We start from the raw sequence: 25,129 nt of genomic DNA, 5'->3' as shown, positions 1-25,129 counted from the left end.
ATGAGTGCTAATGCTCCACAGCGTCGATTTAAGACATGTGGCATACATTTCATTCAGCTAGCTAGCCAAGGTCAAGGGCTAGAAGAGGAATTCAAGGCTTACGTACAAAGTTATGGTTTGCAGGATGACTTATGCGTTGAGCATGGCCCTGATTATCTAGGCTTTTATCTATCAGATGCATTCCAAGAACGCTATGCCCCCGCATGGGATACCACGCGTTTATACGAAAAACTCCATTTACAAAAAACCGCACGTGATCTTGAGCGTGAAATATTAATCGCCATGCTATTGGCGACGATTCCATTTGCTTTCCCCAGTTTGGCTGAGTTGCAGTCTGCAATTCGTATTCGTCTGTATGTGGTGGATGCGGGTTATCGGGCGGCACTGAACTTTGATACTGACGCTATTGAACGGCCGGAAGATTGTTGGCATTACGATGAAGAGGCAGGTTTTCTCCTGAATGATGGTGTGCCCATCATTGATGCTTTGGTCAAAGCGACTCAACCACAAGATGCTGAGCATGCCTACTCTTTCTCTTGTTACCGGGCCACCGAGTACGTCATCTTACTGAGTATTGCGCGAGAAATTCAGAGCACCAATCCTGGCCTATTAAAGCTATTGGAAGAGCGCTCAGCTAAACGTGCCATTCGCTCAGGGGAATTTCACGAAGTATTTTTGCGCGAGTATGGTTCTATGGAAGAACCTTTTCCTATGAAGTATTACGTTCCGGGCGATCGAGTTTGGTTCAGGAACCCCGATGGTATTTCTTCTGACATCCCTGGCTATGAAGGTTCTTGGGTTATTTACCTAGGCCGTAATTTATTTACCAATTTTTGGAAACGGGACTACCCATTTACCCTGGAGACTAAATGCGTTGAGGTTTATCACTGGAAAGATGGCGTACAGCGCAATACCAAAGATGAGCCTGTCATGAATGAGAGCCTGGTCGAGTCATGCGTCAAAGCCACTTTACAAGACCCCCAACAATACCAAACCGTCCTTCATCGTATGATGCGCTACCGTGACCCTAAAGGAGTCTACGGCGCAGGTGGATGTATCGATACGTCACGCGAGTCACCTCGCTGGGTCAGACCAGAGACGACTGATATCAAAATCCCGACTTAATCGCACGGGCATTATTTCAAAACTCAGCTTCTAGTTACTGATTTTTCTGTAGGAAATTACTTATTTCTTTGTAAGTAATTGCCGGCTGAAAATTCTAGAGCCTTATTGCTATTCACTCACAAAAACTAGGTACTGATACTTTTATCACTTTTAGTATTTTTGTATTTTCTTACGGCTATACATTCCGGATTCATCTACCTATGCTCTGACCCTTACTTGTCTATTGTTAGCAAATAAGGAGAAAAAATGGTTTCTGATAATCACGGCTTGCAACGTAGTTTGCAGTCGCGCCACATTCGCCTCATGGCTTTGGGCTCAACCATTGGAGTGGGTCTATTTTTGGGTTCTGCCACAGCTATTCAGTTGGCGGGTCCTTCCATCATCCTGGCTTACATCTTAGCGGGGGCGATTGCATTTATTGTGTTACGCGCTCTCGGTGAAATGGCTGTCCATGATCCTGTATCGGGTTCATTTGCACACTATGCACGCCAATACCTGAGCCCCTTGGCCGGTTATATGGTCGGTTGGGGCTATTGGACGTATTGGGTGGTGGTGGGGCTCGCTGAGGTGACTGCAGTGGGTGTTTATATGGGGCTGTGGTTTCCTGATGTACCTCAGTGGATATGGGCTCTTGCATCCATTTTGGCGATGGGCTGTATTAATTTTCTAGCCGTCAAAGTTTTTGGTGAGTTTGAGTTTTGGTTTTCCTTAATCAAGGTAGTCGCGATTGTCACGATGATTGCCATAGGTATGGGCATGATTGTGGTGGGTTGGGGTAGGGGCGGTGAGCCTGTCGGTATTGCCAATTTATGGCAACACGGCGGATTCTTTCCCAATGGCATCTCTGGCTTCTTACTCTCCATGCAAATGGTCTTATTTGCCTATGTAGGTATTGAGATGATTGGTTTGTCTGCCGGAGAGGCTCAAGATCCTACACGTACTATCCCGATGGCAATTGATTCATTAGCTTGGCGTATTTTGATCTTCTACGTAGGTGCTTTGTTTGTCATTCTTTGCTTATTCCCATGGAATGAAGTGGGGCTCCATGGCAGTCCATTTGTCGCTATGTTTGAGAGTATGGGTTTGCGTGAGGCCGCTGGAATTATCAATTTCGTAGTCATTACTGCTGCTTTATCTTCATGTAACGCCGGCATTTTTAGTGGTGGTCGCCTCTTACTCGGTCTCTCTTCACAGGGGCAAGCTCCGAAACTATTTAAACGTCTTTCACCTCAAGGCGTGCCAGTGAATGCGATCGTGATGACGGTCTTACTTCCTACATGTGGCGTCATCATTAATTACTTTGTGCCTGAGAAAGCGTTTCAGTGGATTACCGCAGCTGTCACGCTGATTGGCCTATTTGTTTGGGTTGCCATCTTAAGCACGCAAATTGCCTTTAGAAAAAGTTTGACACAAGAGCAAGTTGAAAAGTTAAGTTATCGAGCGATCTTTTGGCCTTATGCCTCTTGGTTTGCTTTATTTGGCGTATTTTTTGTGATCGCCCTGATGGCCTATTCAGAAAACACGCGTATGGGTTTTTATGTCGGCCCACCCATTCTGATTGTTTTAGCGCTGCTGTATTTCATATTTGGTTTACATCGTCAACATGATCAAACAAAGGAGTCTGCATGATTATTGGAGTACCTAAAGAAATTAAAAATCACGAATATCGCGTAGGACTGGTGCCGGATATCGTTTATGAGCTTGTGCAAGCGGGGCATCCAGTATTTGTTGAAAGAGATGCGGGAGCGGCGATTGGATTTACTGATGAACACTATGCATTAGCTGGCGCTCATATCGTGGATCATGCACGAGCCATTTTTGACGAGGCGCAATTGATTGTAAAAGTCAAAGAGCCCCAGGTCGAGGAGTGTGCCCGCTTAAAAAGCCATCAAACTTTATTTACCTATTTACATCTCGCTCCGGACTTCGAACAAACTCGCGCACTGCTGGCTTCTAAAGCTAAATGTATCGCCTATGAGACCGTCAGTGATGATGCAGGGCGTCTGCCATTACTGGCTCCTATGAGTGAGGTGGCAGGGCGAATGGCTGTTCAAGCAGCCGCTCATCAACTTGAAAAATCTCAAGGGGGTCGCGGTGTCTTATTGGGTGGCGTGAGTGGGGTTCCATCAGCCAAGTTAGTGATCATTGGTGCGGGTGTTGTTGGTACGAACGCCCTACAAATGGCAGTCGGCTTGGGAGCTCAAGTCACTATTTTGGATACTAGTTTAGAGCGCCTGCGCTATTTGGATGCTCTTTATGGCAATCGCATTCAGACTTTGTATTCTAGTCAAGCTAATTTGCAGCGAGCCGTTCTCATGGCTGATGTAGTGATTGGCGGAGTGTTAATTCCTGGGGCGAAGGCGCCTAAGTTAGTGAGCGAGCAGCTTGTCAAAGAAATGAAAGCGGGTTCGGTCTTGGTTGATGTGGCCATTGATCAAGGGGGTTGTTTTGAAACCTCTCGCCCAACAACTCATTCGGAACCTGCTTATCGGATGCATGATGTGATTCATTATTGTGTGGCCAATATGCCAGGTGCCGTTGCACGGACATCAACGCTCGCCTTAAATCATGCGACAGCACCTTTCATTCATCAATTGGCAAATTTAGGTATCGACCATGCTTTACAGGTGAACCGCCACTTAATGAATGGTCTGAATGTGTACCAGGGTTTTGTGACTTGTAAGGCCGTTGCCGAAGCTCAAGGGTGTGAGTATGTGAGCCCTGGTCAACTATTGCACTGACCATCCTCGGGTAGCCGCCTAATAGAGGATGGTAGTGATTGGGAGGTGGCTACCCATTCTGATGATAGTTTTGGATTCTGCTAACTTCATTCTTGGAGCCCAGAATCACCGAGACGCGTTGATGAAGTTTTTCGGGTGGGATGTCTAGAATGGACTGAGTGCCGTTGATTGAAGCGCCACCGGCTTGCTCTATGAGCCAGCTCATAGGGTTGGCCTCATACATGAGACGCAACTTACCTGGTTTCGTGGGGTCGCGCTTATCCCAGGGGTACATAAATACACCCCCGCGACACAAAATGCGATGTACATCGGCTACCATGGATGCGATCCAGCGCATATTAAAGTCTTTCTGACGAGCACCTTCTACACCTAAAAGGCATTCATCGACATAGCGTTTAACGGGGGCAGCCCAATGACGCATGTTCGACATATTGATCGCAAATTCTTTGGTATCTGCTTGAACTTGAATATTTTCTTTGATCAGTACAAATTGTTGGGTCTGATGATCAAAGGTAAACATATGAACACCTTGACCTAAGGTGAAGACTAGAGTGGTTTGCGGTCCATACACCACATAGCCGGCCAATAATTGCTCGCGACCGACCTGCAGAAAATCATTTTCATGCGCCGCACCTTGATGTTTTTTGCGCAGCACTGAAAAGATCGTGCCAATCGATACATTCACATCAATATTGGACGAGCCATCTAGAGGATCAAATAAGAGTAGATATTCACCATTGGCATTGGCGGGGTGAATGGTTTCCATTTCTTCTGAAGCCATGGCTGCCAAACTAGCTTCTTTCACACATTCTTGTAAAAGAATGTCATTGGATAGAATATCTAATTTTTGTTGTGTTTCACCTTGCACATTGCCGCTACCTGCTGAGCCAATGATGCCAGCCAGTGCACCCTGTTCAACCTGTTTGGCAATGGCCTGGCAGGCCACCGTGATTTGCAGTAACAATGCATTCAGCCCGGGTTCTTTTGAACCGCGCTGTTGCAGAAATTGATGCAAGGTGGTCTGACTCATGATTCCCTCTTCAGTATTAGTTCTTTTGTAATGCTTTTTGAATGATTTCACTCACATCCGCAGAGAGCTGCTGGTGTGCTGCAACTGATTTTAATGCGCTTTCCATTTTTTCCCGATAAGGACTTGCAAATTGTTGCCAACGATCGAGCGCGCGAGCTAAACGAGCCGCTACTTGAGGATTAATACTGTCAAGCTCAATCACTTGCTCAGCCCAAAATGAGTAGCTGGCGCCGGAAGTCATATGAAAGCCTGCATGATTATTCATACAAAAAGCATGAATTAAGCTGCGTACCCGATTGGGGTTCTTTATCTGAAAATCAGGATGACGTCTTAAATATTGAATGTCATCGAGTAAAGGTCGGCTGCCATCTAGCATGGGTTGGCGTGTGGCTTGCAACATAAACCATTTATCGATCACTAAAGCATCATTGCTAAAGCGTTGATGGAAGTCCGCCAGGTAATGATCGGTTTGAGGGTGGTTAAACTGCACCATCGCACTCAGAGCCCCATAGCGATCGGTCATATTGTTCGCTTGTGTATATTGCTCCTGCAATAAAGTGGCGCTACTAGCATGTGCGCTTTCGGCGAGTAGTTGCAAAGCTAAGTTTTTGAGGCTGCGCTGTCCCATAGATTTCGGATCAGGGCTATAAGCAGCATCGCTATTCAGGGTTTGATAAATATGCAACCAATGATTTTGCAGGCTATTAGCCAGTTGGGCACGAATCGAGCGTCGCGCGTAATGCAATTCTTGGGGTTCTATGACCGCCACTTGCTCATAAAGATAACTCTCAGCAGGTAGAGTGAAGACTAATTCTTTGAATGCTGGATCAATATGGGAATCTAGCAACAAATCTTCGAGTGCTTTGAGTGTGTCTGAATCTAGTAGTTTCTTATCTAGAATATGGCGAACATAGATTTTCTGAATCGCTTCCCAGCGATTGAAGGCATCATCATCGTTGGCAAAGAGAGTGAGTAACTCTGCATTGCTTTGCTCAAATTCCAGAATAATCGGCGCTGAAAAGTGACGATTGATTGACAGAATGGGTTTTTGTGACAGGCCCGTCCATTCGATAGTGGCTTCACGATCTTTGAGCTCAAAAAGTTCCTCATTTTGATCTGCTACGCCAATCAGCTTGTATAGCAATGGAATATGAAATGGCTGTTTGTTGGCTTGACCGGGGGTTGGTGGGCAAGTTTGACTGAGTTGGACGCGATAGCGACCTGCCTCATACGATTCAGTCACATGCACTCTGGGCGTGCCAGCTTGACTGTACCAGCGTTTAAATTGCTCTAAATCTTTTTGATTGGCGTCGCTCATTGCCGCCACGAAATCGTCACAAGTCACGGCTTGACCATCATGGCGTGCAAAGTACAAGTCCATACCCTTGCGAAAGCCTTCTTGACCGAGGAGTGTTTGCTGCATCCGAATAATTTCGGCACCTTTTTCATAGACGGTAACCGTATAGAAATTATTAATTTCTTGATAGCTATCGGGTCGAATGGGATGTGCCATCGGTCCTGCATCTTCGGGAAACTGAATTTGACGCAAGAGACGTACATCCTCGATGCGTTTGACTGCGCGACCTGAAGTACTACCCATTTGATCGGCTGAAAATTCTTGATCTCTGAAGACTGTTAAGCCTTCTTTAAGAGATAGTTGGAACCAATCACGACAGGTGACACGATTACCAGTCCAGTTATGGAAATACTCGTGCGCAACGACGCTTTCAATATTGGCGTAGTCAATATCAGTGGCTGTTTCAGGGTGGGCGAGAACAAATTTGGTGTTAAAGATGTTTAAACCTTTATTTTCCATCGCGCCCATATTGAAATCACTGACAGCCACAATCATGAAGCGATCGAGATCTAGCTCGAGACCAAAGCGCTTTTCGTCCCAGCGGATCGAAGCAATCAGTGAGTCCATGGCATGTTTAGTCTTATCTAAATCTTTAGCTTCGACCCATACTTGTAGTAATTTACTGCGACCTGATTCAGTCTGAATACGTCTTTCAATACAGGCCAACTTACCAGCGACTAGAGCAAAAAGATAGCAAGGTTTATAGAATGGATCTTCCCATGTAACCGCATGCCAACCGTTGCCGAGATCTTCTTCTTTGACCAGATTGCCGTTAGATAGGAGCACCGGCAGTTGCTGTTTAATTGCCCTTAATGTCACTTTATATTTAGACATGACATCGGGGCGATCTAGGAAGTAAGTGATTTTTCTAAAACCCTCAGCTTCGCATTGTGTAAAGAAGTTGCCATTCGAGACATATAAACCCATCAAAGAAGTATTTTTTTCTGGGCAGCATGAGCTTGTGATGGCTAATTCAAATTGTTCGGGTAAGTCAAAAAGCTTCAGTCCTTCCGCAGTTTGCTCGTAGTGCTCATAGGCGTGATTGTTGACCTTGATACTGATTAACTCTTGTTCGACACCGTTGAGAAACAAGATATTTTCTTTGTGCACAGGATTACGCTTGACCTGCATCCGATTGACCACAATCGTCTTGGCTGGAATTAATGCGATATCGAGTTCAATCTGATCAATCCAATGGCTAGGCGCCTGGTAATCTTGGCGATGAAAAGTAATAGGGGTATCTGTTCTAACTGGCATATCAATGACCTAATTCAAGAAAATAAAACTACTTATTCCAATAGCAATAAAAATAATGGCAGCCATGGCATGTACCCAGCGCTCAGGGAGCCACTTTGTAAAGCGCTGCCCAAGCCAAACCGCTGGGGCATTGGCTAGCATCATGCCCAGTGTCGTGCCAATGACGGTTGCGAATAAGTCATCATACCTTGCCCCCAATGCCACCGTGGCGAGTTGGGTTTTATCGCCCATTTCGGCAATAAAAAACAAGGCTGTAGTAATGCCTAAGACCTGGATAAAGCCTTTGACAGGGGGTGTTGCTTGATTTTCGTCGAGTTTGTCTGGAATGAGTAACCATAGACCGATGGCGATAAAGCTACCCCCTAAGATCCATTGCAGCCATTGGGGGTCGAACCATTGGGTGAGCCAGTGACCTAACCACGCAGCCAGAGCATGATTCAAAATAGTCGCTAGAAAAATACCAGCGATGATGGCCCAGTGCTGTTTGGGGTAGCGACCAGCCAACATCAGTGAGAGTAGTTGAGTCTTGTCGCCGATTTCAGCTAAGGCAACAACGCCTGTAGCGAGGGCGAAAGTATTGAAGTCCATATGTATTTATTCTTTGCAAAGAGTGACTCCTATGATTGTATCGGGTTGCCTATGAGCTAGCCCGTTAGAGTCTTGATCAACTTGTTGTACAGGTCTTTAGTAGGATAATCACAGAATGTCATTGAATCAGGCTATTCATTTTGTTCTGCTAGGCGCTGTTTGGGGTGCTTCATATTTGTTCATTCGCTTAGCGATTCATGATTTAGGCCCCATTGTGTTAGCTCAATTAAGGCTCGCTACAGCGGCCTTGACACTCATCCCCATCTTTTTGCTGATGACCGGCTGGCGCATACATTTAAAAATAGCAGCGCCAGAGTTCAGACGTTTATCTGTAGTTGCACTTTTTAACTCGGCTATTCCTTTTTGCTTGATCGCTTTTGCCATGCAAACACTCAGTGCTGGGGTGGGGGCGATTCTTAATTCCACAGCACCTCTGTGGGGCGCATTGGTGGCTTACCTGTTTCTTAAAGAGTCTTTGTCGGCAGCACGTGCTCTAGGTCTCTTTCTAGGTTTTTGTGGTGTCCTCATCTTAGTTGCTGAACGATTATTGGAAGGCGTTGAGGCTGCCATAATTCCTGTGGCGAGCGCCTTATTAGGCACCTTGTCTTATGGTGCGGCTGCCAACTACATTAAGCGCACCTGTGCTGATATTCCCCCCTTAAAGCTCACATTTGGCAGTATGTTCTTAGGGGCACTTTATCTCCTACCGCTAGCAATTTATCTTTGGCCTGCGCAGGCGCTCCCAGTCAAGGTCTATTGGGCGATGTTGGGTTTGGGTACTATCTCTACCGCATACGCCTACATCATGTATTTCAAGCTGATCGATGAACTCGGTCCGGCGCGAGCGATTGCGGTGACTTTTTTAATTCCATTGTTTGGGGTCGTTTGGGGCGAGATCTTTTTGGCTGAAGCATTCACTCCCCTCATGCTGTTGGGTGGCGCAGTGATTGTTCTAGGTACGGCGCTCACTACCGGATTGCTAGGCGGTAGTAAAAAGAATTAAGCCTAGACCTCTAAGCCCGAACAATATGCACGCTACAGTGCGCTTCTTCAACAATCTTCGTCATAGAGGTGCGCCAAGGCGCCACTTTAGTCGGTATCTTATGAGAGGCACCAATCAGGATCATGGCAGCATGATTATCGTTGGCGAATTCAACAATACGAGCGGCGGGATCGAGTGCTTCAAGAACATGGTATGACACTCGTTCAGAAGAGAGTTTCAATGGTTTAGCCCAATCCATGAGTTGCACTAAATGCCCGCGCACAATACCGGTGGCGGTTTCTGCTTCTTGATCACCCTCAAAGGCGGGGGTTCCTGTAATACTACTTAAGCAGATCAAGCGACTTTCTGGATAAGCATATAAAAGATCTTTAGCCGTTTGTTGCATGCGTTCACGTAAGACTTCATCGTGAGAGCGTGTATCAATAGCCACGACGATGAGTGGCGCATTATCTTGTGCGCTACTCGGTTTGGGGCAGCTAGAAGGTTCGTACCCAGCTGCTTTAAACCAGAGTTTGATATTTTGCCAAAGGCTCGGCGGTAATAGATTCTCGCCGCGTGCCGTGATGCTGACACTCTCTGGTGATTTGAGTAATTGGCGTATACGTGTGGCGCTTTGGTAGCGCTCTGCTGCATAAGGTTCTAGGCAGCGCAGAACCACTTCTTGTAACCATGCAGGAATTTCTTTGCGAAGTACCCGCGGTGGAATCGCTGGTGACCACATCCGTTTGCGCAGCCCAGACAGGCTGGATGGATTTCCAAAGGGAAATTCACCGGTGAGCATTTCATACATGATTGCGCCTAAAGCATAGATATCACTCCGCCAATCGTTACGGATGCCCATCACTTGTTCGGGAGATATATAGGGAGCGGAGCCCACGCCTTTACGCATTTCTTCTGCGAGTAAATCGGGGTAGCGTGTGTGGTGAGCCAAGCCAAAATCAATTAAGTAAACCTGATGATTGGGGCCTAAAAGAATATTTTCTGGCTTGAGATCAAGATGAATCACATCCTGGGCGTGCAAACTCGCAATCGCTAAGGCTAAGTTAGCAGCAATCTGAATCACATCATCGATGGATTCAAGGCGACCCCCTTGATTCTCGAGTAAATCTTGTAAAGACTGACCCGTGATTTTTTCCATTGCGATATAAGGCTTACGCGCCATGTTGCCCGTGCCAGCGACTCTGGGTACGAAGGGGCTTTTGATTGTCTTCATCAAAATCAATTCAGTCTCAAATCCAATCAGACTTTCTACTGGCTGATCGCGACCAATGCGCGGTACCTTCATGAGTAGGGGGTAATCAACCCCTTCTTTAAAGGCTTCAAATAAAACTGCCATACCACCACGGTGAACTTCTTCACCGAGGCGAAAGCCATCAATTTCTTTCCCTGCCTGAAAGAGTTCAGCGACTGATTGAAGTTCTTGATTCATTTATTGACCCGTGAGTAAGCGATTCGCTAAATCTTGGGGTAGACCTGCTCGTATGACCTTATCGGCTGCGCGGTAATGATCATAAGAAATCCTAAAGAAAGTTGTCTGTTCTTCTTCGGGCTCAAAAATGGCGTAGGCTGCCTGGGGTATTCCATCTCGAGGTTGACCGAGCGATCCTGCCACGCTCACCCAGCGACGGTGACGCGACATCGGTACAGGCTCGCCGGCATGTGGCTGAAAGCGCATTAATTTACCAACTGTGCTTTGATAGTAAACCGTGGCTTCATGCACATGACCGACAAAGGTATAGGTCGTTTGGGCTGCTTCAGCACAATGCCAAGCCGCAAGACCTGAGTCTAGATAAGGCCATTTTTCTGGTTTGGCTGCACTCGCATGGACATAGCTTACATCTTCAGCTTGATGTACTAAGGGTAGACTTTTCAGGAACTCCACATGCTCATTACTCAATTGAGCACGCGTCCACTGTATTGCTTGCCAGGCATTGGCATTCATTTGAGTGGAGTGATCTGTAAAGATAGCTTCATCATGATTACCAAGAATGGCATGGGCACTGCCTCTGGCAACTAAATCCATGATGCGATTCAGGACTGCTACTGGGTCGGCGTTATAGCCCACCAAGTCACCTAAAAAAACGAACTCACCCACGCCGTTTTCAAGGGCGTGTTCATAGCAGGCTTCAAAAGCTTCTAAATTGCTATGGAGATCAGCAAATAGGGCAATTTTTCTAGAAAAACTCATCTTTCAATCATAGGGCATGAGGGGGTCAAATTCCTGACAAAATCCACATAATTTGAGATAACGCAAGTTTTGCCAATTCTGCAAAGCTACAATGAAGTCAAATTAGCCATTCGAGGAGAAAAAATGAAATCACTACGTATTGCTTTATTGACGACTCTCTTGAGTCTCTCAGGTATCGCTTTTGCCTCTGATGAATTTAGAGTGGGCGATATCAAGATTGAAAAACCCTTCGCGCGAGCCACGGTTCCTGCTCAAAAAGCGGGTGGTGGATTCTTGACTATCGAAAATAAGGGTGCGGCAGATCGTCTTTTATCTGCGTCTTCGCCTGCTTCTAAGACCATGGAATTACATACGATGAGTATGGAAGACAATGTCATGAAAATGCGTGAAGTAAAAGCAATCGATGTACCTGCGAAGGGTAAGGTTGAATTAAAGCCAGGTGGCTTACACCTCATGTTCATTGATCTGAATGGCCCGCTCAAGGCTGGAGAGGTTGTGCCTGTCAAATTACGCTTTGAAAAAGCAGGCGAAGTTGAGATCAAGGTCAAAGTCATCGATATGAAGGGTGGACATTCTGGTCATGGTGGCCACGGTAGCCATAAGCACTGATCGTTTTATCCTCACCACAATAATAAAAGGCCACTATGTAGTGGCCTTTTATCTTTCTGAGCTGATGATCGAGCTCAGCACGAGTGCCTAGAGATCTAAATTCAGATCTGTCACCGCACCTTTACTCGCTGTGCTGGCTAACTTGGCATATTTAGCCAAGAGGCCGCGTGTATAGCGTGGCTTAGGTTGCTTCCATGCGGCGCGGCGTTTGGCAATTTCTGCCTCATCCACATTCAACTGAATCAACTGTTGGTGCGCATCAATCGTGATTGAGTCACCTTCTTGAACGAGCGCAATCGTGCCGCCCACATAGGCCTCTGGTGCCACGTGACCCACGACCATACCCCAAGTGCCCCCAGAGAAACGACCATCCGTGATGAGTCCAACGCTCTCACCTAAACCTTGACCTACTAAAGCAGAGGTGGGGGCGAGCATTTCGCGCATACCAGGGCCACCTTTAGGACCTTCATAGCGAATCACAACCACATCACCGGCTTTGATCTTGTTCGCCATAATGGCAGTCATAGCGTCGTCCTCAGAATCAAACACGCGTGCAGGACCGGTAATGCTAGGGTTCTTCAAGCCTGTGATCTTAGCTACGCAACCTTCGGGTGATAGATTGCCTTTCAAAATCGCTAGGTGACCCTGAGCATAAATTGGATTATCCAAAGTACGAATCACGTCTTGATCAGCACGGGGCTTAGAGGGAATATCTTTGAGAAGTTCTGCAACTGTCTTACCGGTGATAGTCATACAGTCGCCATGCAACAAGCCGCCATCTAGCAATATTTTCATGATTTGTGGGATACCACCTGCTTCATGCAAGTCAGTAGCTAAATATTTGCCTGAGGGTTTCATGTCGGCAATCACAGGTACGCGTCGACGGATTCTTTCAAAGTCGTCAATCGTCCAATCCACCTCAGCAGCACTAGCAATCGCAAGGAAGTGCAGAACGGCATTCGTTGAGCCACCTACAGCCATGATCACGCTCACAGCATTTTCGATAGATTTTTTAGTGATGATGTCGCGCGGACGAATGCCTTGTTTAACCGCCTCAATCAGAACGCGTGCAGACTCGGCGGCGCTCTCTACTTTTTCTTGATCTTCGTTAGCCATGGTCGATGAGTAAGGCAGGCTCATACCCAAAGCTTCAAATGAAGAGCTCATGGTGTTGGCGGTATACATACCACCACATGAACCGCTACCTGGGCAAGCGTGTTGTTCAACGCCCTTGAGATCCTCTTCTGATAAGCGGCCTGATGTGAATTCGCCAACGGCTTCGAATGCAGACACGATATTGAGTTCTTTACCCTTGTAATGACCCGCTTTGATCGTGCCACCATAGACATAAATACCAGGGACATTGGTACGCGCTAGGGCAATCATGCCGCCGGGCATATTTTTGTCGCAGCCACCAATCACTACTACACCGTCTTGCCAGAGGCCATTGACGCAAGTCTCAATCGAGTCAGCAATCACTTCACGGGAGACGAGAGAATATTTCATGCCTTCGGTACCCATACCGATACCATCAGACACTGTTGGTGTGCCGAACAATTGAGAGTTGCCACCCCCATTTTCAATGGCGTCAACCACCGCATCCGCGAGTTTTTGCAAACCGCTATTACACGGTGTGATCGTCGAATGCCCGTTGGCAACACCAATCATCGGTTTCTGGAAATCCTCTTCCTCATAACCCATGGCGTAATACATAGAACGATTAGGTGCTCGAGCCACGCCCTCAGTAATCATTCTAGAACGCTCGTTGAGGCGTTTTGGCTTATTTTGCTCTGACATGAAATAATCTCCGGATTCTAGTTATTAATGACTAAAAACCGTATTGTCCTACTTTTTGCAAAATAATCACAAAACCGTCAACTGCAGCCTATGAAACTTAATCCTACTCTCCTCAAGTTTGGCATGAACTGCTGGCCACCCTTTATTGGTGCGGGGATTAAGGTCTTAGATATTGGTCGGGATTATCGAAGCGCCAAAGTGCGATTGCGCATGGGTTTACTTAACCGTAATATCGTTGGGGTTCATTTCGGGGGTAGCCTGTTTGCCATGACGGACCCATTTTTTATGATGATGGTGCAAGCTAATTTAGGAAAAGCCTACGTGGTTTGGGACCAAGCCGCCAAAATAGAATTTCTCAAACCGGGCCGTGGCACAGTCAAGGCTAGCTTTCAGTTAAATGAAGAAGATCTACAAGCAATTATTGTTGCAGCCCAAGAGGGTGCAAAAGTCCTAAAAGATTTTGTGGTCGATGTTATTGATCAAGAGGGCGATGTCGTTGCCCGAATCACAAAAACGCTCTATGTGCGTAAGAAAAAACCCAAGCAAGAGAAAAGGGCATGATGTCTGCTCAGCCCCATGATTTTGATGTGATTATCATCGGTGCTGGAGCGGCGGGCTTATTTTGTGCCGGACAGGCGGGTCAGTTGGGTCAGCGTGTCCTGCTACTGGATCATGCCGAGGTCTTAGGAGAGAAAATCAGGATTAGTGGTGGAGGGCGCTGTAACTTTACCAACCTTCACTCTAGCCCCAATCACTTCTTGTCTAAAAATCCACATTTTGTAAAAAGTGCTTTATCGCAGTACACGCCACGTGACTTTATTGCATTGATGGAGCGCTATCAAATCCCGTATCACGAAAAACATCGTGGCCAGTTATTTTGTGACCATTCAGCTAAAGACATCATTGCGATGTTATTCAAAGAGTGTCAACTTGGCCAAGTCGATCTTTGGCATCCTGTTAAGGTACAAAATATCGCGCCGCAGGATGGCACATGGTCAGTCACGATTTTCAAAAATGATCAAGAGATTGTTTGTCATGCACCCGCGGTCGTGATGGCTACTGGAGGTTTACCGGTGCCGGCTATTGGCGCTACTGACTTTGCTTTGCGTTTTGCTCAGGCATTGCAAATACCAATCGTGCCTGTGAGGCCGGCTCTAGTGCCATTGTCTTTTACTGATGAGGCACAGGCAGACCTTTTAGAACTCGCCGGCCTGAGTTTGCCAGTCGTGATTCGTGCGGGAAGCCAGTCGCATTATGGTGTTTGTCACTTTGATGAAGATTTGTTACTGACGCACAAGGGTGTTTCGGGACCTGCGGTTTTACAAGCGAGTAGTTATTGGTTAGAGGGTGAGACCTTAGAGATTGAATTTATCAGCAGTCCAGCGTGTGACGCTTTATTCAATGATGAGAGCCTGCGTTTAAAGCAAACGGAAACATTATTGGCGACGGTATTGCCAACTAGGCTAGCCAAGTATTTTGCACAGCAGGCTGGTTTAGCAGGGCGTAAGTGGGCTGAGGTTGGGAAAAAAGATCGACAGCGCTTATCGAAACTCTTGTGCACTTATCATGTTAAGCCCGCTGGCACCTTGGGATGGAAAAAGGCTGAAGTCATGGTCGGAGGTGTAGATACACATGCCTTAAATAGCCGTACGCTCATGTCTAAACAATATCCAGGTTTATATTTCATTGGCGAATGCGTCGATGTCACAGGGCATCTAGGTGGGCATAACTTCCAGTGGGCATGGTCTAGTGCTTATGCATGTGCTAACGCATTGCCCAGCCCTCATTCTGCTCTCAATAAGCCCCAAAATTAACTCAAACATTGAGCTAGGTCATCACGCAGGTTTTGCTTTGGTGATTAAATGCTTTCATGGATTGGCTCAAAAAACATCAACCCGTCGTGCGCTCTGCCGCTGGCTGGGAATGGCGTATTTTTAAGAAAATACACTGGTTCTGGTTTGCCGGTTTTGTCCTTCTGCCTGGCTTAGGGCTCATGGGTCGTGCCTATGCAGGTTGGGTTGAGATGCCCAGAAGTCAAGAGTGGATCATGCAAATGGATTTCTTTTTGTGGGGCTTCTTCTTTTTCTATATTTCAATGATGATTGCGCTCACTGTGGGCTGCGTTTTAGTCATCATCATGAAGGGACCACGTTACTCAGCTGACTCTTACCCAGTCCCAGATGAAGAGCCCTTGAATCAGCATTCTGATTTATTGATCAAGTAGTCGCTCATGTTGCAAGGCTTTCGCCACTTGGACTCCTAGCCAGCCAAGCTCACTCATTATTTTTTTCTGGAAGATCTGGGTGGGCTCTGTCTCGCCATGGACGATATAAGTCTTTTGTGGGGCTCGCTGAAAACCCTTTAACCAATTCAGTAAATCAGCTTGTCCAGCATGAGCCGATAAGCCGCCAATCGTATGCACACTGGCTTTGACATTAATTTCCTCTCCCATGATCCGTACCATGGTTTGACCATCTACGATGCGCCGACCGAGTGTGCCGTATGCCTGAAAACCAGTCATGATGATGGCGTTTCGAGCATCAGGTAAATTGTGTTTCAGGTGATGCAATATACGACCGGCTTCGCACATGCCACTAGCAGAAATAATGACAGCGCCACTGCGAATGCGATTCAACGCTTTAGATTCTTCAACATCAGCGACAAAGCGCAAATGAAGTGCATGAGGATTGCGTTTGTACCAAGTAATCAGGGCTTGAGCGTCTTCATCTAATTCCGAAAAATATTGTTCAGTTAAATGCGTTGCCGCCACTGCCATGGGGGAGTCGAGCCATACATGGAGTTCGGGAACTTTTTGGGCTTTTACTAAAGCCATCAGCATCAATAAAATTTCTTGAGCACGTCCTACAGCAAATGCTGGCATGATGATATTGCCGCCGTGAGCTAATGTTTTATTAATGACTTCTGTGAGTTCTGCGCGAGTTTCATCTAAGGATTTGTGGTCACGATCGCCATAGGTTGCCTCGATCAATAGAGCATCTGTTCGATGGATATATTCCGGGTTGGGGAGTAAGGGTTTATTAAACATCCCCAAGTCTCCAGAAGCGGTCACGCGATAGGTTTCACTGTTATCTGAATCTAAGCGGAAGTCTAGAGTTGCAATCGCTGAGCCTAGAATGTGTCCCGCGTTATGGAACTCTAGAGTAATACCAGGCAAGATCTCAGTCGGGTTGTTGTAATCAATGACTTTAACCTTTTTAAGGCAGGCTTCGACATCATGCGTGCTATACAAAACAGCCGGTAACTCGCCACGATAGCGACCGCGCTCTTTTTTCTTTACGGCGCGATCATAGTCGTTCTTTTGGATATGGGCTGAGTCCAGTAGTAGGATTTTTAATAAAGCAAAGGTGGCTGCTGTACAGTAAATATGACCTTTAAAGCCTTGAGCGCATAGACGTGGCAAAAGACCGCTGTGATCGATGTGTGCATGCGTTAGTGTGATGGCGTCTATTGCAGTGGGATCCCATGGCAAGTGACGTAAGTTCTTCTCATCAGCATCACGTCCCCCTTGGTGCATCCCATAGTCAATGAGTATCTTGAATGGCTGGCCTAAGCACTGACCTGACAGGCCGTGTTTGGAGCCCGTCACCTCACCTGCGGCGCCAAAGAAATCAATATTTAATTGGGTTTTCATGGCTTGATAGATTGTTGAATGATTGCCATCAGATCATCCAAATCTTGAGTGACTGCTACAGCATTTAAATGATCACCATTGAGGAAGCCTTGAGCATCAATTTCCTTCATGAACTTCAAGAGCGTATCGTAGTAGCCGTACCAATTAGCAATCACCAATTTCTTTTCATGAGCTTTGATTTGAATACCTGTCCAAACCTCAAACAGCTCATCCAGGGTACCTAAACCACCAGGCAGGACAACAAAGATGTCGGATTTATCGATCATTAAACGTTTGCGCGCGATGATGTCATCGACTACAAATAATTCTGTCAATTGCTGTTGTACCGGCTCTCGCTCAGATAAACCTGTAGGAATAATGCCGGTGACATGACCGCCAGCTTCTAAAGCTGCTTGTGCAACTGCACCCATGAGACCGTAGCGACCACCACCAAAGACAATGCCATAATTTTCTTGTGCAATACGTCGACCCAAACTCGCGGCACGTTCGATAATCTCTAGATTTTCACCCGACTTAGAGCCGCAAAAGACACATATATTTTTTCTCATGAGTAGAGCATAATCCAGATTATTCAAGAGCACTATCCCTGCTCTTTGTAGGAAAAAATTAGAAAATGATTGCAGCTATCTTGTCCATTAGTGCAGGTGCCTCATTAGGGGCTATTTGTCGTTGGCTAGTCAGCCTTTGGTTGAACCCCTGGCTCAGTCTATTTCCTTTGGGAACCCTTTTAGTCAACTGCGTGGGTGGCTTTTTAATTGGTTTAGCCTTTACTTGGTTTGCGCTACACGATGGCGCCTCTGAAAATATCAAGCTATTGATCATGACTGGCTTTTTAGGCGGCTTAACTACCTTCTCTGCATTTAGTATAGAGGTGGTCAATATGTTGCAGATAGCCCATTATGGCCGTGCTTTATTCACAATCGCATTGCATGTAACGGGTAGTATTATTTGCACTATTCTCGGCATTGCCGTCATGCGTGCAGCCCAATCATAAAAAAGGAGACCCTCATGATTTTAGAAGTTGTCGATATTCAAATTGATCCCGCAAAACGTGCTGAATTCGAACAAGCCGTTGCCCAGGGGGTTGCGGCTGCGATTGTTCCTGCCAAAGGTTTTCGGGGCTATAAGTTGAATGCGGGTATCGAGCAACCCGGCCGTTTTCTTCTCATGATTTATTGGGATACTTTAGAAAATCACACGGTCGATTTTCGTGGTTCTGATGCGTTTGCTCTCTGGCGTTCTCATGTCGGTCCTTACTTTTTGAACCCGCCTCAAGTAGAGCATTTCACGCTCTCATCTAAGTCAGCTTGATGGTGTGTTGGAGTGTGGCTTGGCACTCATCTAGATAACCAAAAATCGGCGCTGCTCCCATCGGTTCTGGAGCATAGGCCACGGGGATATGGTGAGCGCCTGTAAATTGCCCTGAGGTGGGGTCTAGACCCACCCAGCCCATTTCTGGAATATGTACTTCGCACCAAGCATGCAAATCATTAGTTCTGGGCATCTCTTGGTGCTCGTTGGCTTGGGTGTCTTCGAGTAAGTAGCCTGAGACAAAACGGGCTGCTATACCTTGGTGTCGGAGAACATGAATTAATAACCAAGCAGAATCACGGCATGAGCCTGAGCCCTCAGTAAGCGTTTGTTCTGGAGTTTGAACCCCAGCTTCTTCACGCACTACGTAGCGGATTGCTTTGTAAACACCTTGGTTTATTTCTTGAAGGTCTTCTAAATAGACTGCACGCTGACTTTGCCACTGGTTGAGAAATTCTCCTAATCGAGGAGTGACATTTTCAACGCCAAGATAGGGGCTCAGATTAAATGCGCTGGCATGCCAATGATGCCATGAGGCGATATCTAAATCAGGGTTGGGCCAGTTTTCATGGGCCTGATATTGATCAATAGCAGCACTAAAGTGAACTTCCACGATTAGGGATTCTGTTTTGGAACCCAAATCAAATTGTGCTACATCATTGCCATAAAAATCTGTGAGCCAGTGCAGTGATTGAGGTATCGGCTGAATATTTAAATGGTAGTTTGTAATCGGGGTGCGGCAATCTTTGCTAGGCTTGAGGCGAACCACATGAGGGCTGAGTTGAACCGCACGATCATATTCATAATGCGTGAGGTGATAGAGATGTTTGCTAGTCGTCATGCAGTTTTCAATCTAAAACGATTGAATGCATTAGAACACACCCTTAGGCTTCAATAATTTGAATTTGCTCTAATTTGGATGCGTTGTCTTGAGCAACATAGCGAGCCACAAATGCGCCCACGGTCGTCTTAGGCCACTTTGCCCAAACTTTATAGCCTGCTCCAGGAACTACGCGCATCAACTCACCCTTATCGTTATAGATCTCCTCTAAAACAATATCAGTATTTCCCTGTGGCTCAATGATTTCTAATCGATCACCCATGGCGAAACGATTCTTGGCCTCAATTTGCACCATGCCACGGGCCTCATCATAGTGAGTGACTTGGCCAACATATAAGCTGCGACCTGATAAAGAATAGCCACGTAAGTAGTTTTGATAATCTTCATCATGATGACGTTGATAGAAGCCGTCGGTATAGCCGCGATTTGCTAGGCCTTCTAGGTGACCCAGTAATTCAGGGTTGAGTGGACGACCTGCAGCTGCATCTTCAATGGCTGCACGATAAGACTGACAGGTACGTGCCACATAGTAGGGCGACTTGGTGCGGCCTTCGATCTTTAATGAGTCGATACCCATTTCGGTTAAACGTTGTACGTGTTCAATCGCACGTAAATCTTTTGAGTTGAGGATATAGGTGCCATGCATATCCTCTTCAATGGGCATCCATTCGCCAGGGCGATTACCTTCTTCGAGTAAATAAATATCCCCGGTTGCATCTTCTTGAGCCTGAGCCACTTTATAGTCCCAGCGGCATGAATTTGTGCAAGTACCTTGGTTAGGGTCGCGACGATTGAAGTAGCCCGATAACAAGCAGCGTCCAGAGTAAGCGATACATAGAGCCCCATGGATAAATACTTCTAACTCCATCTCAGGACAATCTTGGCGCACCGCTTCAATTTCATCTAATGAGAGTTCACGGGATAAGATGACGCGTGAAATACCTACTGAACGCCAAAATCGTGCGGCTTGACCATTCACTGTATTGGCTTGCACTGATAAATGAATCGGCATCTCAGGAAAGTTTTCGCGTACCAATAGGATCAAACCAGGATCAGACATGATCAGCGCATCGGGTTTGAGGGCAATCACAGGCTTCATGTCCTCAACATAAGTTCTGGTCTTGGAGCCATGCGGAAAAATATTAGAAACCAAATAAAAGTGCTTGCCGAGCTCGTGAGCACGATCAATACCTTGGCGCAAAATATCGAGATTGCCAAACTCGTTATTGCGAACACGCAATGAGTAACGTGGTTGGCCAGCATAGATCGCATCCGCACCAAAGGCGAAAGCAGTATTGAGCATTTCAAGACTACCGGCAGGGGCAAGGAGTTCAGGTTTCTTCATAGCCCATATTTTAGGCTTTTTCCCTAAAAAGTGTCGGCAAAACCTTGCTGAATCAAGGAAATACCACCGAAATTAAGGCTTATAAGACTCGAATGCGGGTTTAGAAGCGCTCAGAGGGCAATAAATGACGCCATTTTCCCGCCGGGAGTTGCCCTAAGGTAACTTGTCCAATACGGATTCTTTTAAGGCCAATCACCTTGAGGCCCACCAATTCACACATGCGACGAATTTGTCTTTTTTTACCTTCGCGTAGGACAAAACGTAATTGATCTTGATTTTGCCAGCTGACTTTTGCGCGTTTGAGAGGTACGCCATCGAGCTTGAGGCCATGATTGAGTAGTTGTAAGCCTGAATCGCTCAGTTGACCGGAGACTCTGACTAGATATTCTTTTTCGATTGGACTATCTTCGCCAATGAGTAATTTAGCAATACGACCATCTTGCGTTAAGACGAGTAAGCCTGTTGAGTCGATATCTAGGCGTCCTGCAGGCGCTAGACCTTTTGTGTTGAACTTGGCAGGTAATTGTTGTGCAAGATGATGTTGCTGGGCAGGGATAAAGTGATTTTCGGGTGTAATGAGGGATGCGGCAGGCTGATACTGACGCTCTTCATCAAAATGAGAAATGTACCCCACGGGTTTGTTGAGCAAAATCGTATAGCGTTTAGCTTGTTGAACCAGAGCTGCTTTTTTGAGTTCAATGGTCTGATGTGGGTAGGCGCGTGTGCCCAGTTCGGTGACTACTTCGCCATCGAGCAGCACTAAACCTTGCTCTATGTATTGATCAGCTTCGCGACGTGAGCATAGCCCTCGTTCTGACATTAATTTAGAGATTCTTACTTTTTCCACAGTGACATTATCAACGATTCCACAGGCCTTCAGTGCTTTAGCAGGATAATGTAGGGATGGCATTCATTGTTTTTACACACGCCAAATTAGCATTTGGCCACGTCGATCTTTTAGCGGATACAGATTTTTCTCTTGAGGGCGCAGAGAGAGTGGGGCTCATTGGCCGAAATGGCACTGGCAAATCTTCCCTACTTAAAATTCTCGCGGGCCTAGAGAAGCCAGATGATGGTTTGTTGCAATATCAGCAAGGTTTGCGCATGGCCTATGTCGCGCAAGAGCCTGTTTTGGAATCACAAGAAACTATCTTTGCAGCAGTTTCACGGGGCCTGCAAGCCGCTAAGGATGCGCGCGAGCGTTATGAAGAACTGTCACATCAGGCATGGAGTGAGGCGACTCAAGAAGAACTCGATCAACTTCAAACAAAAATTGACAGTTTGGGGGCGTGGAATTGGGAGCAAAGAATCACAGAGACACTGCAACGTCTTAAGCTCGATTCCGAAGCCAAAATTCAAGATCTATCCGGTGGTAATCGTAAGCGGGTCGCTTTAGCGCAAGCTTTAGTCGCCGCTCCCGATGTCTTATTCCTAGATGAGCCCACGAATCATTTGGATCTAGACTCAATTGCATGGCTAGAAGAAACGCTCTTGGCCTATCAGGGCGCCATTGTATTTGTGACACATGATCGATCATTTTTAGACCGAATTAGTACCCGTATTGTGGAATTAGATCGCGGTATTTTGCGTAGTTACCCAGGGAACTTTACGGCTTATCAAGCACAAAAAGAGCAAGAATTAAACGCAGAAAATTTGGCGCAAGCACGTGCAGATAAATTATTGGCTCAAGAAGAGGTCTGGATTCGTAAGGGTGTAGAGGCCAGGCGCACACGTAGTGTCGCCCGAATTGCCAGACTAGAGCGTTTACGAGCTGAGCGTGCCCAAAGACGTGAAGCTTTAGGGCAGGTGAAGCTCGATATTGCACAGGGTGCTCGAAGTGGCAAGATTGTGGCTGAGCTAGACAAAGTGAGTCTGGCGTACGATAAACCAATCGTGCTTGATTTCTCGGCCACTATCTTGCGTGGCGATAAGGTCGGTTTGATTGGGCCTAATGGAGCAGGAAAAACAACCTTGCTCAAGATTATTTTGGGTCTGATTGAGCCGCAGAGTGGTCATGTGAAGCAGGGCACACAGTTAGAGATTGCTTATTTTGATCAAATGCGTGATGGGCTCAACTTAGCATTAAGTCTTGAGGACTATATTAGTCCCGGTAGTGAATGGGTCGAAATTAACGGCACGCGCAAGCACGTAAAGAGTTATTTAGGAGATTTTTTATTTGCGCCAGAACGTAGCGCATCTCCCATTGCATCTTTATCGGGTGGCGAAAGAAATCGATTGATGCTCGCTAGACTCTTTGCGAAGCCAGCCAATGTCTTGGTATTAGATGAGCCAACGAATGATTTGGATATTGACACCCTTGATCTCTTAGAGCAGCTATTACAGGACTACAAGGGAACTGTTTTCTTAGTCAGCCATGATCGCTCCTTTTTGGATAACGTAGTCACGAGTGTGATTGCTTATGAAGGTCATGGATATTGGCGAGAATATGAGGGTGGGTATGAGGATTGGAAAATTCAAAAAGCTCGCTCAACCCCTCAGGCTATAGCTAATTCTGTAGCACATGATAAAAGCGGTAAAAATGAAAAAGCCGAGAAGCCCGGCACTTTTAAGTCAGAAGTGAAAAAGAATGCAGTTCAGAAACTCAATAGTAAAGAGCGTGCTGAACTGGAAAAAATACCAGAACAAATTGAGTTATTAGAAGCGCAGCAGGCCAGAATTGGGGAAGAGTTAGCTAAGCCCGAGTTATATAAGGCAGGTGCAGAGCAAGTGCCTCAGTTAAAGCATCAATTGCAGATGATTGAGCAAGAAATTGAGAAGCTCATGTTGCGTTGGGAAGTGTTAGATCAGCGCTCAACTCAGTGAGCGCCACACACTCACGGCGATAATCAATAGAGTACCTATGAGGCAGCGAGCTAGGGTTGCTTGGGTTCTTGGCGTATGGGCAGCTAAGTTATATTGAAACTTCTCTGCATCAATTTGCGCCAGTGGCACCGCTAATTGTTCAAGAGCTGCTTCGGTGGCATCAATCATGGCGCTAGGTCCGCAAATAAAAAACAAGCACTCTTTGGGATTTAATTGGGCTTTTTGTAATGATGTCTGGATGTTATTTAAATCAATCATTCCACAAAGCCCTGTATACGCGGCAGTAGGCTCATTTACTATCGTCTCGATAGTGAATGATTTCAAATCGGCCAGTTGTATCAGTTTGGTGATATCGATGATTTGATCTTCAAGGCGATTGCCATAGATGAAGTGGATTTTGTTTTTGAAAGCGATTTCTTTGGCTTTGGATAAGACACTTAAAAATGGCGCGAGTCCAATGCCACCGGCAATCATCACAATCGGTTTTTCAGAGTTCAGAGCCTGTTGCGCAAAGTCACCATAGGCTGCATCAATATAGATACGCTCCCCGATGCGGGCTTGTTGTAATTGGGCAGTGAAGTCACCGACTACTTTGATCAGAAGACTCATTTCCTTTTGCTCGTGATTAACGAGAGCAATCGAAAAAGGATTTTCAGGATAAGGTTTGCTTGAGCCATATTTCAGCCAAAGATATTGGCCAGGTTGGATCTGTGGCAGAGAGCCAGATAATTTTTTGATCGTTAAGAGAAATTGCTGTGAAGTGATATTTTCAATTTTGGTAATGGCATAGGCTTCTCTGCTCTGGGTGAGGGGTTTCAGAATATAGGTCCATGCCAAAGACAGGGTTGCTAAGACCCCCAGGCCTAGGTAATAGATCTGTAGAGTCTGTTGTTGTATGTAAAAGCCAACGGCTAAGACATGGTAAAGCCCTAGAGCACTGACGATCACGGCGAGTAGCATGTGTGTGAAGCGCCATGTTTCATAGCGCATTTTTGCTTCTTCGCGCCCTAAAGCAAGCGCCACGATTGCTATCAAGGCGATCAGTGCCGCAATACCGCTGATCAGACCTGCACCATTCATGCCCAAATATTCTGAAGTGGCTGGACCCGGGGAATGATTGGGGTGGTTAGGTAGTGAGTAAATAAATGGGTGGATGACTAAAAAAGCGAGTGCAACACGAGCAAATAGCTGATGCGTTTGCAATATCCAATCGAGTCCGAGGTGCCTCGATAAAAAACGGATACGGCCTGAGAGGAAAAATTCTAGTAAAAGAATATTGAGAGCAATGAGGGCTATATATGAGGAGAGTTGGTCTCTGAATGGTCGAATCAATGCCGCTTCATGATCAAGGACCAGTATGGGTAGGATCAAAACCCCTAGATAAAACAGGTAGGCAAGGTGTCTAACTATAGTTTTTGGCATTCTTTGATTATGATGTCATATCCCATTTACTAAAAATAAA

The 25,129-nt window shown here is 46.3% G+C and carries 23 protein-coding genes; 11 read left to right on the top strand and 12 right to left on the bottom strand.

Annotated features, from left to right (window positions below; all coding sequences use genetic code 11):
- The 3 genes from ICE94_RS02090 to ald all read left to right on the top strand — a co-directional run bounded on the left by ICE94_RS02090 (position 1) and on the right by ald (position 3,866).
- Positions 1 to 1,125 (top strand): hypothetical protein, encoded by a 1,125-nt coding sequence (locus ICE94_RS02090; protein ID WP_216148166.1) that lies wholly within the window; start codon positions 1 to 3, stop codon positions 1,123 to 1,125.
- 246 nt (positions 1,126 to 1,371) lie between these two features.
- Complete coding sequence (locus tag ICE94_RS02085) at positions 1,372 to 2,754, top strand: amino acid permease (RefSeq protein WP_216148162.1); 1,383 nt, start codon at positions 1,372 to 1,374, stop codon at positions 2,752 to 2,754.
- A complete protein-coding gene (gene ald, locus ICE94_RS02080; RefSeq protein ID WP_216148159.1) occupies positions 2,751 to 3,866 on the top strand; it encodes an alanine dehydrogenase in 1,116 nt (371 codons plus the stop codon). The genes ICE94_RS02085 and ald overlap by 4 nt, the downstream gene beginning before the upstream one ends.
- Before the next feature lie 49 nt (positions 3,867 to 3,915).
- Here the strand turns inward: ald and ICE94_RS02075 are convergent, their stop codons facing one another.
- Genes ICE94_RS02075 through ICE94_RS02065 form a run of 3 tightly spaced genes read right to left on the bottom strand, consistent with a single transcriptional unit; the run spans position 3,916 to position 8,098 of the window.
- Complete coding sequence (locus ICE94_RS02075; RefSeq protein ID WP_216148155.1) at positions 3,916 to 4,896, bottom strand: class 1 fructose-bisphosphatase; 981 nt, start codon at positions 4,894 to 4,896, stop codon at positions 3,916 to 3,918.
- A gap of 16 nt (positions 4,897 to 4,912) precedes the next feature.
- Positions 4,913 to 7,510: an aminopeptidase N gene (gene pepN, locus ICE94_RS02070; RefSeq protein ID WP_216148152.1), complete on the bottom strand. Its 2,598-nt coding sequence runs from the start codon at positions 7,508 to 7,510 to the stop codon at positions 4,913 to 4,915.
- 9 nt (positions 7,511 to 7,519) lie between these two features.
- Positions 7,520 to 8,098, bottom strand: a complete 579-nt coding sequence (locus ICE94_RS02065) for a TMEM165/GDT1 family protein (protein WP_216148149.1) — start codon at positions 8,096 to 8,098, stop codon at positions 7,520 to 7,522.
- 115 nt (positions 8,099 to 8,213) lie between these two features.
- Here ICE94_RS02065 and ICE94_RS02060 point away from each other — a divergent pair, with 115 nt between their 5' ends.
- Positions 8,214 to 9,101 (top strand): DMT family transporter, encoded by an 888-nt coding sequence (locus ICE94_RS02060; protein WP_216148146.1) that lies wholly within the window; start codon positions 8,214 to 8,216, stop codon positions 9,099 to 9,101.
- Positions 9,102 to 9,111: 10 nt separating this feature from the next.
- Here ICE94_RS02060 and ICE94_RS02055 read toward each other — a convergent pair whose 3' ends face one another.
- Both ICE94_RS02055 and ICE94_RS02050 read right to left on the bottom strand, forming a co-directional pair.
- The gene (locus ICE94_RS02055) at positions 9,112 to 10,530 is read right to left on the bottom strand and encodes a bifunctional serine/threonine-protein kinase/universal stress protein (RefSeq protein WP_216148143.1); all 1,419 of its coding nucleotides are present in this window, start codon (positions 10,528 to 10,530) and stop codon (positions 9,112 to 9,114) included.
- The gene (locus tag ICE94_RS02050; protein ID WP_216148140.1) at positions 10,531 to 11,289 is read right to left on the bottom strand and encodes a metallophosphoesterase; all 759 of its coding nucleotides are present in this window, start codon (positions 11,287 to 11,289) and stop codon (positions 10,531 to 10,533) included.
- Between the two features lie 123 nt (positions 11,290 to 11,412).
- On the opposite strand from ICE94_RS02050, the gene ICE94_RS02045 reads away from it, so the two are divergent.
- The gene (locus ICE94_RS02045) at positions 11,413 to 11,898 is read left to right on the top strand and encodes a copper chaperone PCu(A)C (protein WP_216148137.1); all 486 of its coding nucleotides are present in this window, start codon (positions 11,413 to 11,415) and stop codon (positions 11,896 to 11,898) included.
- 87 nt (positions 11,899 to 11,985) lie between these two features.
- Here ICE94_RS02045 and ilvD read toward each other — a convergent pair whose 3' ends face one another.
- A complete protein-coding gene (gene ilvD / locus ICE94_RS02040) occupies positions 11,986 to 13,695 on the bottom strand; it encodes a dihydroxy-acid dehydratase (RefSeq protein WP_216148133.1) in 1,710 nt (569 codons plus the stop codon).
- Between the two features lie 90 nt (positions 13,696 to 13,785).
- Here ilvD and ICE94_RS02035 point away from each other — a divergent pair, with 90 nt between their 5' ends.
- Genes ICE94_RS02035 through ICE94_RS02025 form a run of 3 tightly spaced genes read left to right on the top strand, consistent with a single transcriptional unit; the run spans position 13,786 to position 15,919 of the window.
- Positions 13,786 to 14,256 (top strand): DUF4442 domain-containing protein, encoded by a 471-nt coding sequence (locus tag ICE94_RS02035; protein WP_255539054.1) that lies wholly within the window; start codon positions 13,786 to 13,788, stop codon positions 14,254 to 14,256.
- Positions 14,256 to 15,509: an NAD(P)/FAD-dependent oxidoreductase gene (locus ICE94_RS02030; protein WP_216150841.1), complete on the top strand. Its 1,254-nt coding sequence runs from the start codon at positions 14,256 to 14,258 to the stop codon at positions 15,507 to 15,509. Before ICE94_RS02035 ends, ICE94_RS02030 begins: the two co-directional genes overlap by 1 nt.
- A gap of 56 nt (positions 15,510 to 15,565) precedes the next feature.
- On the top strand, positions 15,566 to 15,919 hold the full coding sequence (locus tag ICE94_RS02025; protein WP_216148130.1) for a hypothetical protein: 354 nt from the start codon (positions 15,566 to 15,568) through the stop codon (positions 15,917 to 15,919).
- Here ICE94_RS02025 and ICE94_RS02020 read toward each other — a convergent pair.
- Positions 15,905 to 17,347: an MBL fold metallo-hydrolase RNA specificity domain-containing protein gene (locus ICE94_RS02020; protein ID WP_216148127.1), complete on the bottom strand. Its 1,443-nt coding sequence runs from the start codon at positions 17,345 to 17,347 to the stop codon at positions 15,905 to 15,907. The two genes, ICE94_RS02025 and ICE94_RS02020, sit on opposite strands and share 15 nt — an antisense overlap.
- A complete protein-coding gene (locus tag ICE94_RS02015; RefSeq protein WP_216148124.1) occupies positions 17,344 to 17,895 on the bottom strand; it encodes a TIGR00730 family Rossman fold protein in 552 nt (183 codons plus the stop codon). Before ICE94_RS02015 ends, ICE94_RS02020 begins: the two co-directional genes overlap by 4 nt.
- Positions 17,896 to 17,960: 65 nt before the next feature.
- Here ICE94_RS02015 and crcB point away from each other — a divergent pair, with 65 nt between their 5' ends.
- Both crcB and ICE94_RS02005 read left to right on the top strand, forming a co-directional pair.
- Complete coding sequence (gene crcB / locus ICE94_RS02010; protein WP_216148121.1) at positions 17,961 to 18,341, top strand: fluoride efflux transporter CrcB; 381 nt, start codon at positions 17,961 to 17,963, stop codon at positions 18,339 to 18,341.
- 14 nt (positions 18,342 to 18,355) lie between these two features.
- Positions 18,356 to 18,658, top strand: coding sequence for an antibiotic biosynthesis monooxygenase (locus ICE94_RS02005; RefSeq protein WP_216148118.1), 303 nt, complete (start codon positions 18,356 to 18,358; stop codon positions 18,656 to 18,658).
- Here the strand turns inward: ICE94_RS02005 and ICE94_RS02000 are convergent.
- The 3 genes from ICE94_RS02000 to ICE94_RS01990 all read right to left on the bottom strand — a co-directional run bounded on the left by ICE94_RS02000 (position 18,645) and on the right by ICE94_RS01990 (position 21,691).
- Positions 18,645 to 19,499: a transglutaminase family protein gene (locus tag ICE94_RS02000; protein ID WP_216148115.1), complete on the bottom strand. Its 855-nt coding sequence runs from the start codon at positions 19,497 to 19,499 to the stop codon at positions 18,645 to 18,647. The genes ICE94_RS02005 and ICE94_RS02000 overlap by 14 nt on opposite strands.
- 43 nt (positions 19,500 to 19,542) lie before the next feature.
- A complete protein-coding gene (gene yegQ, locus ICE94_RS01995) occupies positions 19,543 to 20,844 on the bottom strand; it encodes a tRNA 5-hydroxyuridine modification protein YegQ (RefSeq protein ID WP_216148112.1) in 1,302 nt (433 codons plus the stop codon).
- Between the two features lie 100 nt (positions 20,845 to 20,944).
- The gene (locus ICE94_RS01990; RefSeq protein ID WP_216150839.1) at positions 20,945 to 21,691 is read right to left on the bottom strand and encodes a pseudouridine synthase; all 747 of its coding nucleotides are present in this window, start codon (positions 21,689 to 21,691) and stop codon (positions 20,945 to 20,947) included.
- A 56-nt stretch (positions 21,692 to 21,747) separates the two neighbouring features.
- Here ICE94_RS01990 and ICE94_RS01985 point away from each other — a divergent pair, with 56 nt between their 5' ends.
- Positions 21,748 to 23,667 carry an ATP-binding cassette domain-containing protein gene (locus ICE94_RS01985; protein WP_216148109.1) on the top strand — a complete coding sequence of 640 codons (1,920 nt, stop codon included), beginning with the start codon at positions 21,748 to 21,750 and terminating at the stop codon, positions 23,665 to 23,667.
- Here the strand turns inward: ICE94_RS01985 and ICE94_RS01980 are convergent.
- Positions 23,656 to 25,089, bottom strand: a complete 1,434-nt coding sequence (locus tag ICE94_RS01980) for a ferric reductase-like transmembrane domain-containing protein (protein ID WP_216148106.1) — start codon at positions 25,087 to 25,089, stop codon at positions 23,656 to 23,658. The genes ICE94_RS01985 and ICE94_RS01980 overlap by 12 nt on opposite strands.
- Positions 25,090 to 25,129 lie beyond the last annotated feature (40 nt).

The sequence above is a fragment of the Polynucleobacter sp. MWH-Loch1C5 genome (genome assembly GCF_018881775.1).
Taxonomy (GTDB): Bacteria; Pseudomonadota; Gammaproteobacteria; order Burkholderiales; family Burkholderiaceae; genus Polynucleobacter.
Note: the sequence above shows the minus strand (reverse complement) of the source record. Positions and strands in the feature narration are given on the sequence as shown.

Coding starts and splice junctions, on each gene's coding strand:
- ilvD (WP_216148133.1), bottom strand. CDS start 13,695: ATGTCAGAGCAAAATAAGCCAAAACGCCTCAACGAGCGTTCTAGAATG.
- ICE94_RS02005 (WP_216148118.1), top strand. CDS start 18,356: ATGATTTTAGAAGTTGTCGATATTCAAATTGATCCCGCAAAACGTGCT.
- ICE94_RS02090 (WP_216148166.1), top strand. CDS start 1: ATGAGTGCTAATGCTCCACAGCGTCGATTTAAGACATGTGGCATACAT.
- ICE94_RS02000 (WP_216148115.1), bottom strand. CDS start 19,499: ATGACGACTAGCAAACATCTCTATCACCTCACGCATTATGAATATGAT.
- ICE94_RS02035 (WP_255539054.1), top strand. CDS start 13,786: ATGAAACTTAATCCTACTCTCCTCAAGTTTGGCATGAACTGCTGGCCA.
- yegQ (WP_216148112.1), bottom strand. CDS start 20,844: ATGAAGAAACCTGAACTCCTTGCCCCTGCCGGTAGTCTTGAAATGCTC.
- ICE94_RS02065 (WP_216148149.1), bottom strand. CDS start 8,098: ATGGACTTCAATACTTTCGCCCTCGCTACAGGCGTTGTTGCCTTAGCT.
- ICE94_RS02075 (WP_216148155.1), bottom strand. CDS start 4,896: ATGAGTCAGACCACCTTGCATCAATTTCTGCAACAGCGCGGTTCAAAA.
- ald (WP_216148159.1), top strand. CDS start 2,751: ATGATTATTGGAGTACCTAAAGAAATTAAAAATCACGAATATCGCGTA.
- pepN (WP_216148152.1), bottom strand. CDS start 7,510: ATGCCAGTTAGAACAGATACCCCTATTACTTTTCATCGCCAAGATTAC.
- ICE94_RS01980 (WP_216148106.1), bottom strand. CDS start 25,089: ATGCCAAAAACTATAGTTAGACACCTTGCCTACCTGTTTTATCTAGGG.
- ICE94_RS02060 (WP_216148146.1), top strand. CDS start 8,214: ATGTCATTGAATCAGGCTATTCATTTTGTTCTGCTAGGCGCTGTTTGG.
- ICE94_RS01985 (WP_216148109.1), top strand. CDS start 21,748: ATGGCATTCATTGTTTTTACACACGCCAAATTAGCATTTGGCCACGTC.
- ICE94_RS02045 (WP_216148137.1), top strand. CDS start 11,413: ATGAAATCACTACGTATTGCTTTATTGACGACTCTCTTGAGTCTCTCA.
- ICE94_RS02085 (WP_216148162.1), top strand. CDS start 1,372: ATGGTTTCTGATAATCACGGCTTGCAACGTAGTTTGCAGTCGCGCCAC.
- crcB (WP_216148121.1), top strand. CDS start 17,961: ATGATTGCAGCTATCTTGTCCATTAGTGCAGGTGCCTCATTAGGGGCT.
- ICE94_RS02020 (WP_216148127.1), bottom strand. CDS start 17,347: ATGAAAACCCAATTAAATATTGATTTCTTTGGCGCCGCAGGTGAGGTG.
- ICE94_RS02025 (WP_216148130.1), top strand. CDS start 15,566: ATGGATTGGCTCAAAAAACATCAACCCGTCGTGCGCTCTGCCGCTGGC.
- ICE94_RS02050 (WP_216148140.1), bottom strand. CDS start 11,289: ATGAGTTTTTCTAGAAAAATTGCCCTATTTGCTGATCTCCATAGCAAT.
- ICE94_RS02055 (WP_216148143.1), bottom strand. CDS start 10,530: ATGAATCAAGAACTTCAATCAGTCGCTGAACTCTTTCAGGCAGGGAAA.
- ICE94_RS02030 (WP_216150841.1), top strand. CDS start 14,256: ATGTCTGCTCAGCCCCATGATTTTGATGTGATTATCATCGGTGCTGGA.
- ICE94_RS02015 (WP_216148124.1), bottom strand. CDS start 17,895: ATGAGAAAAAATATATGTGTCTTTTGCGGCTCTAAGTCGGGTGAAAAT.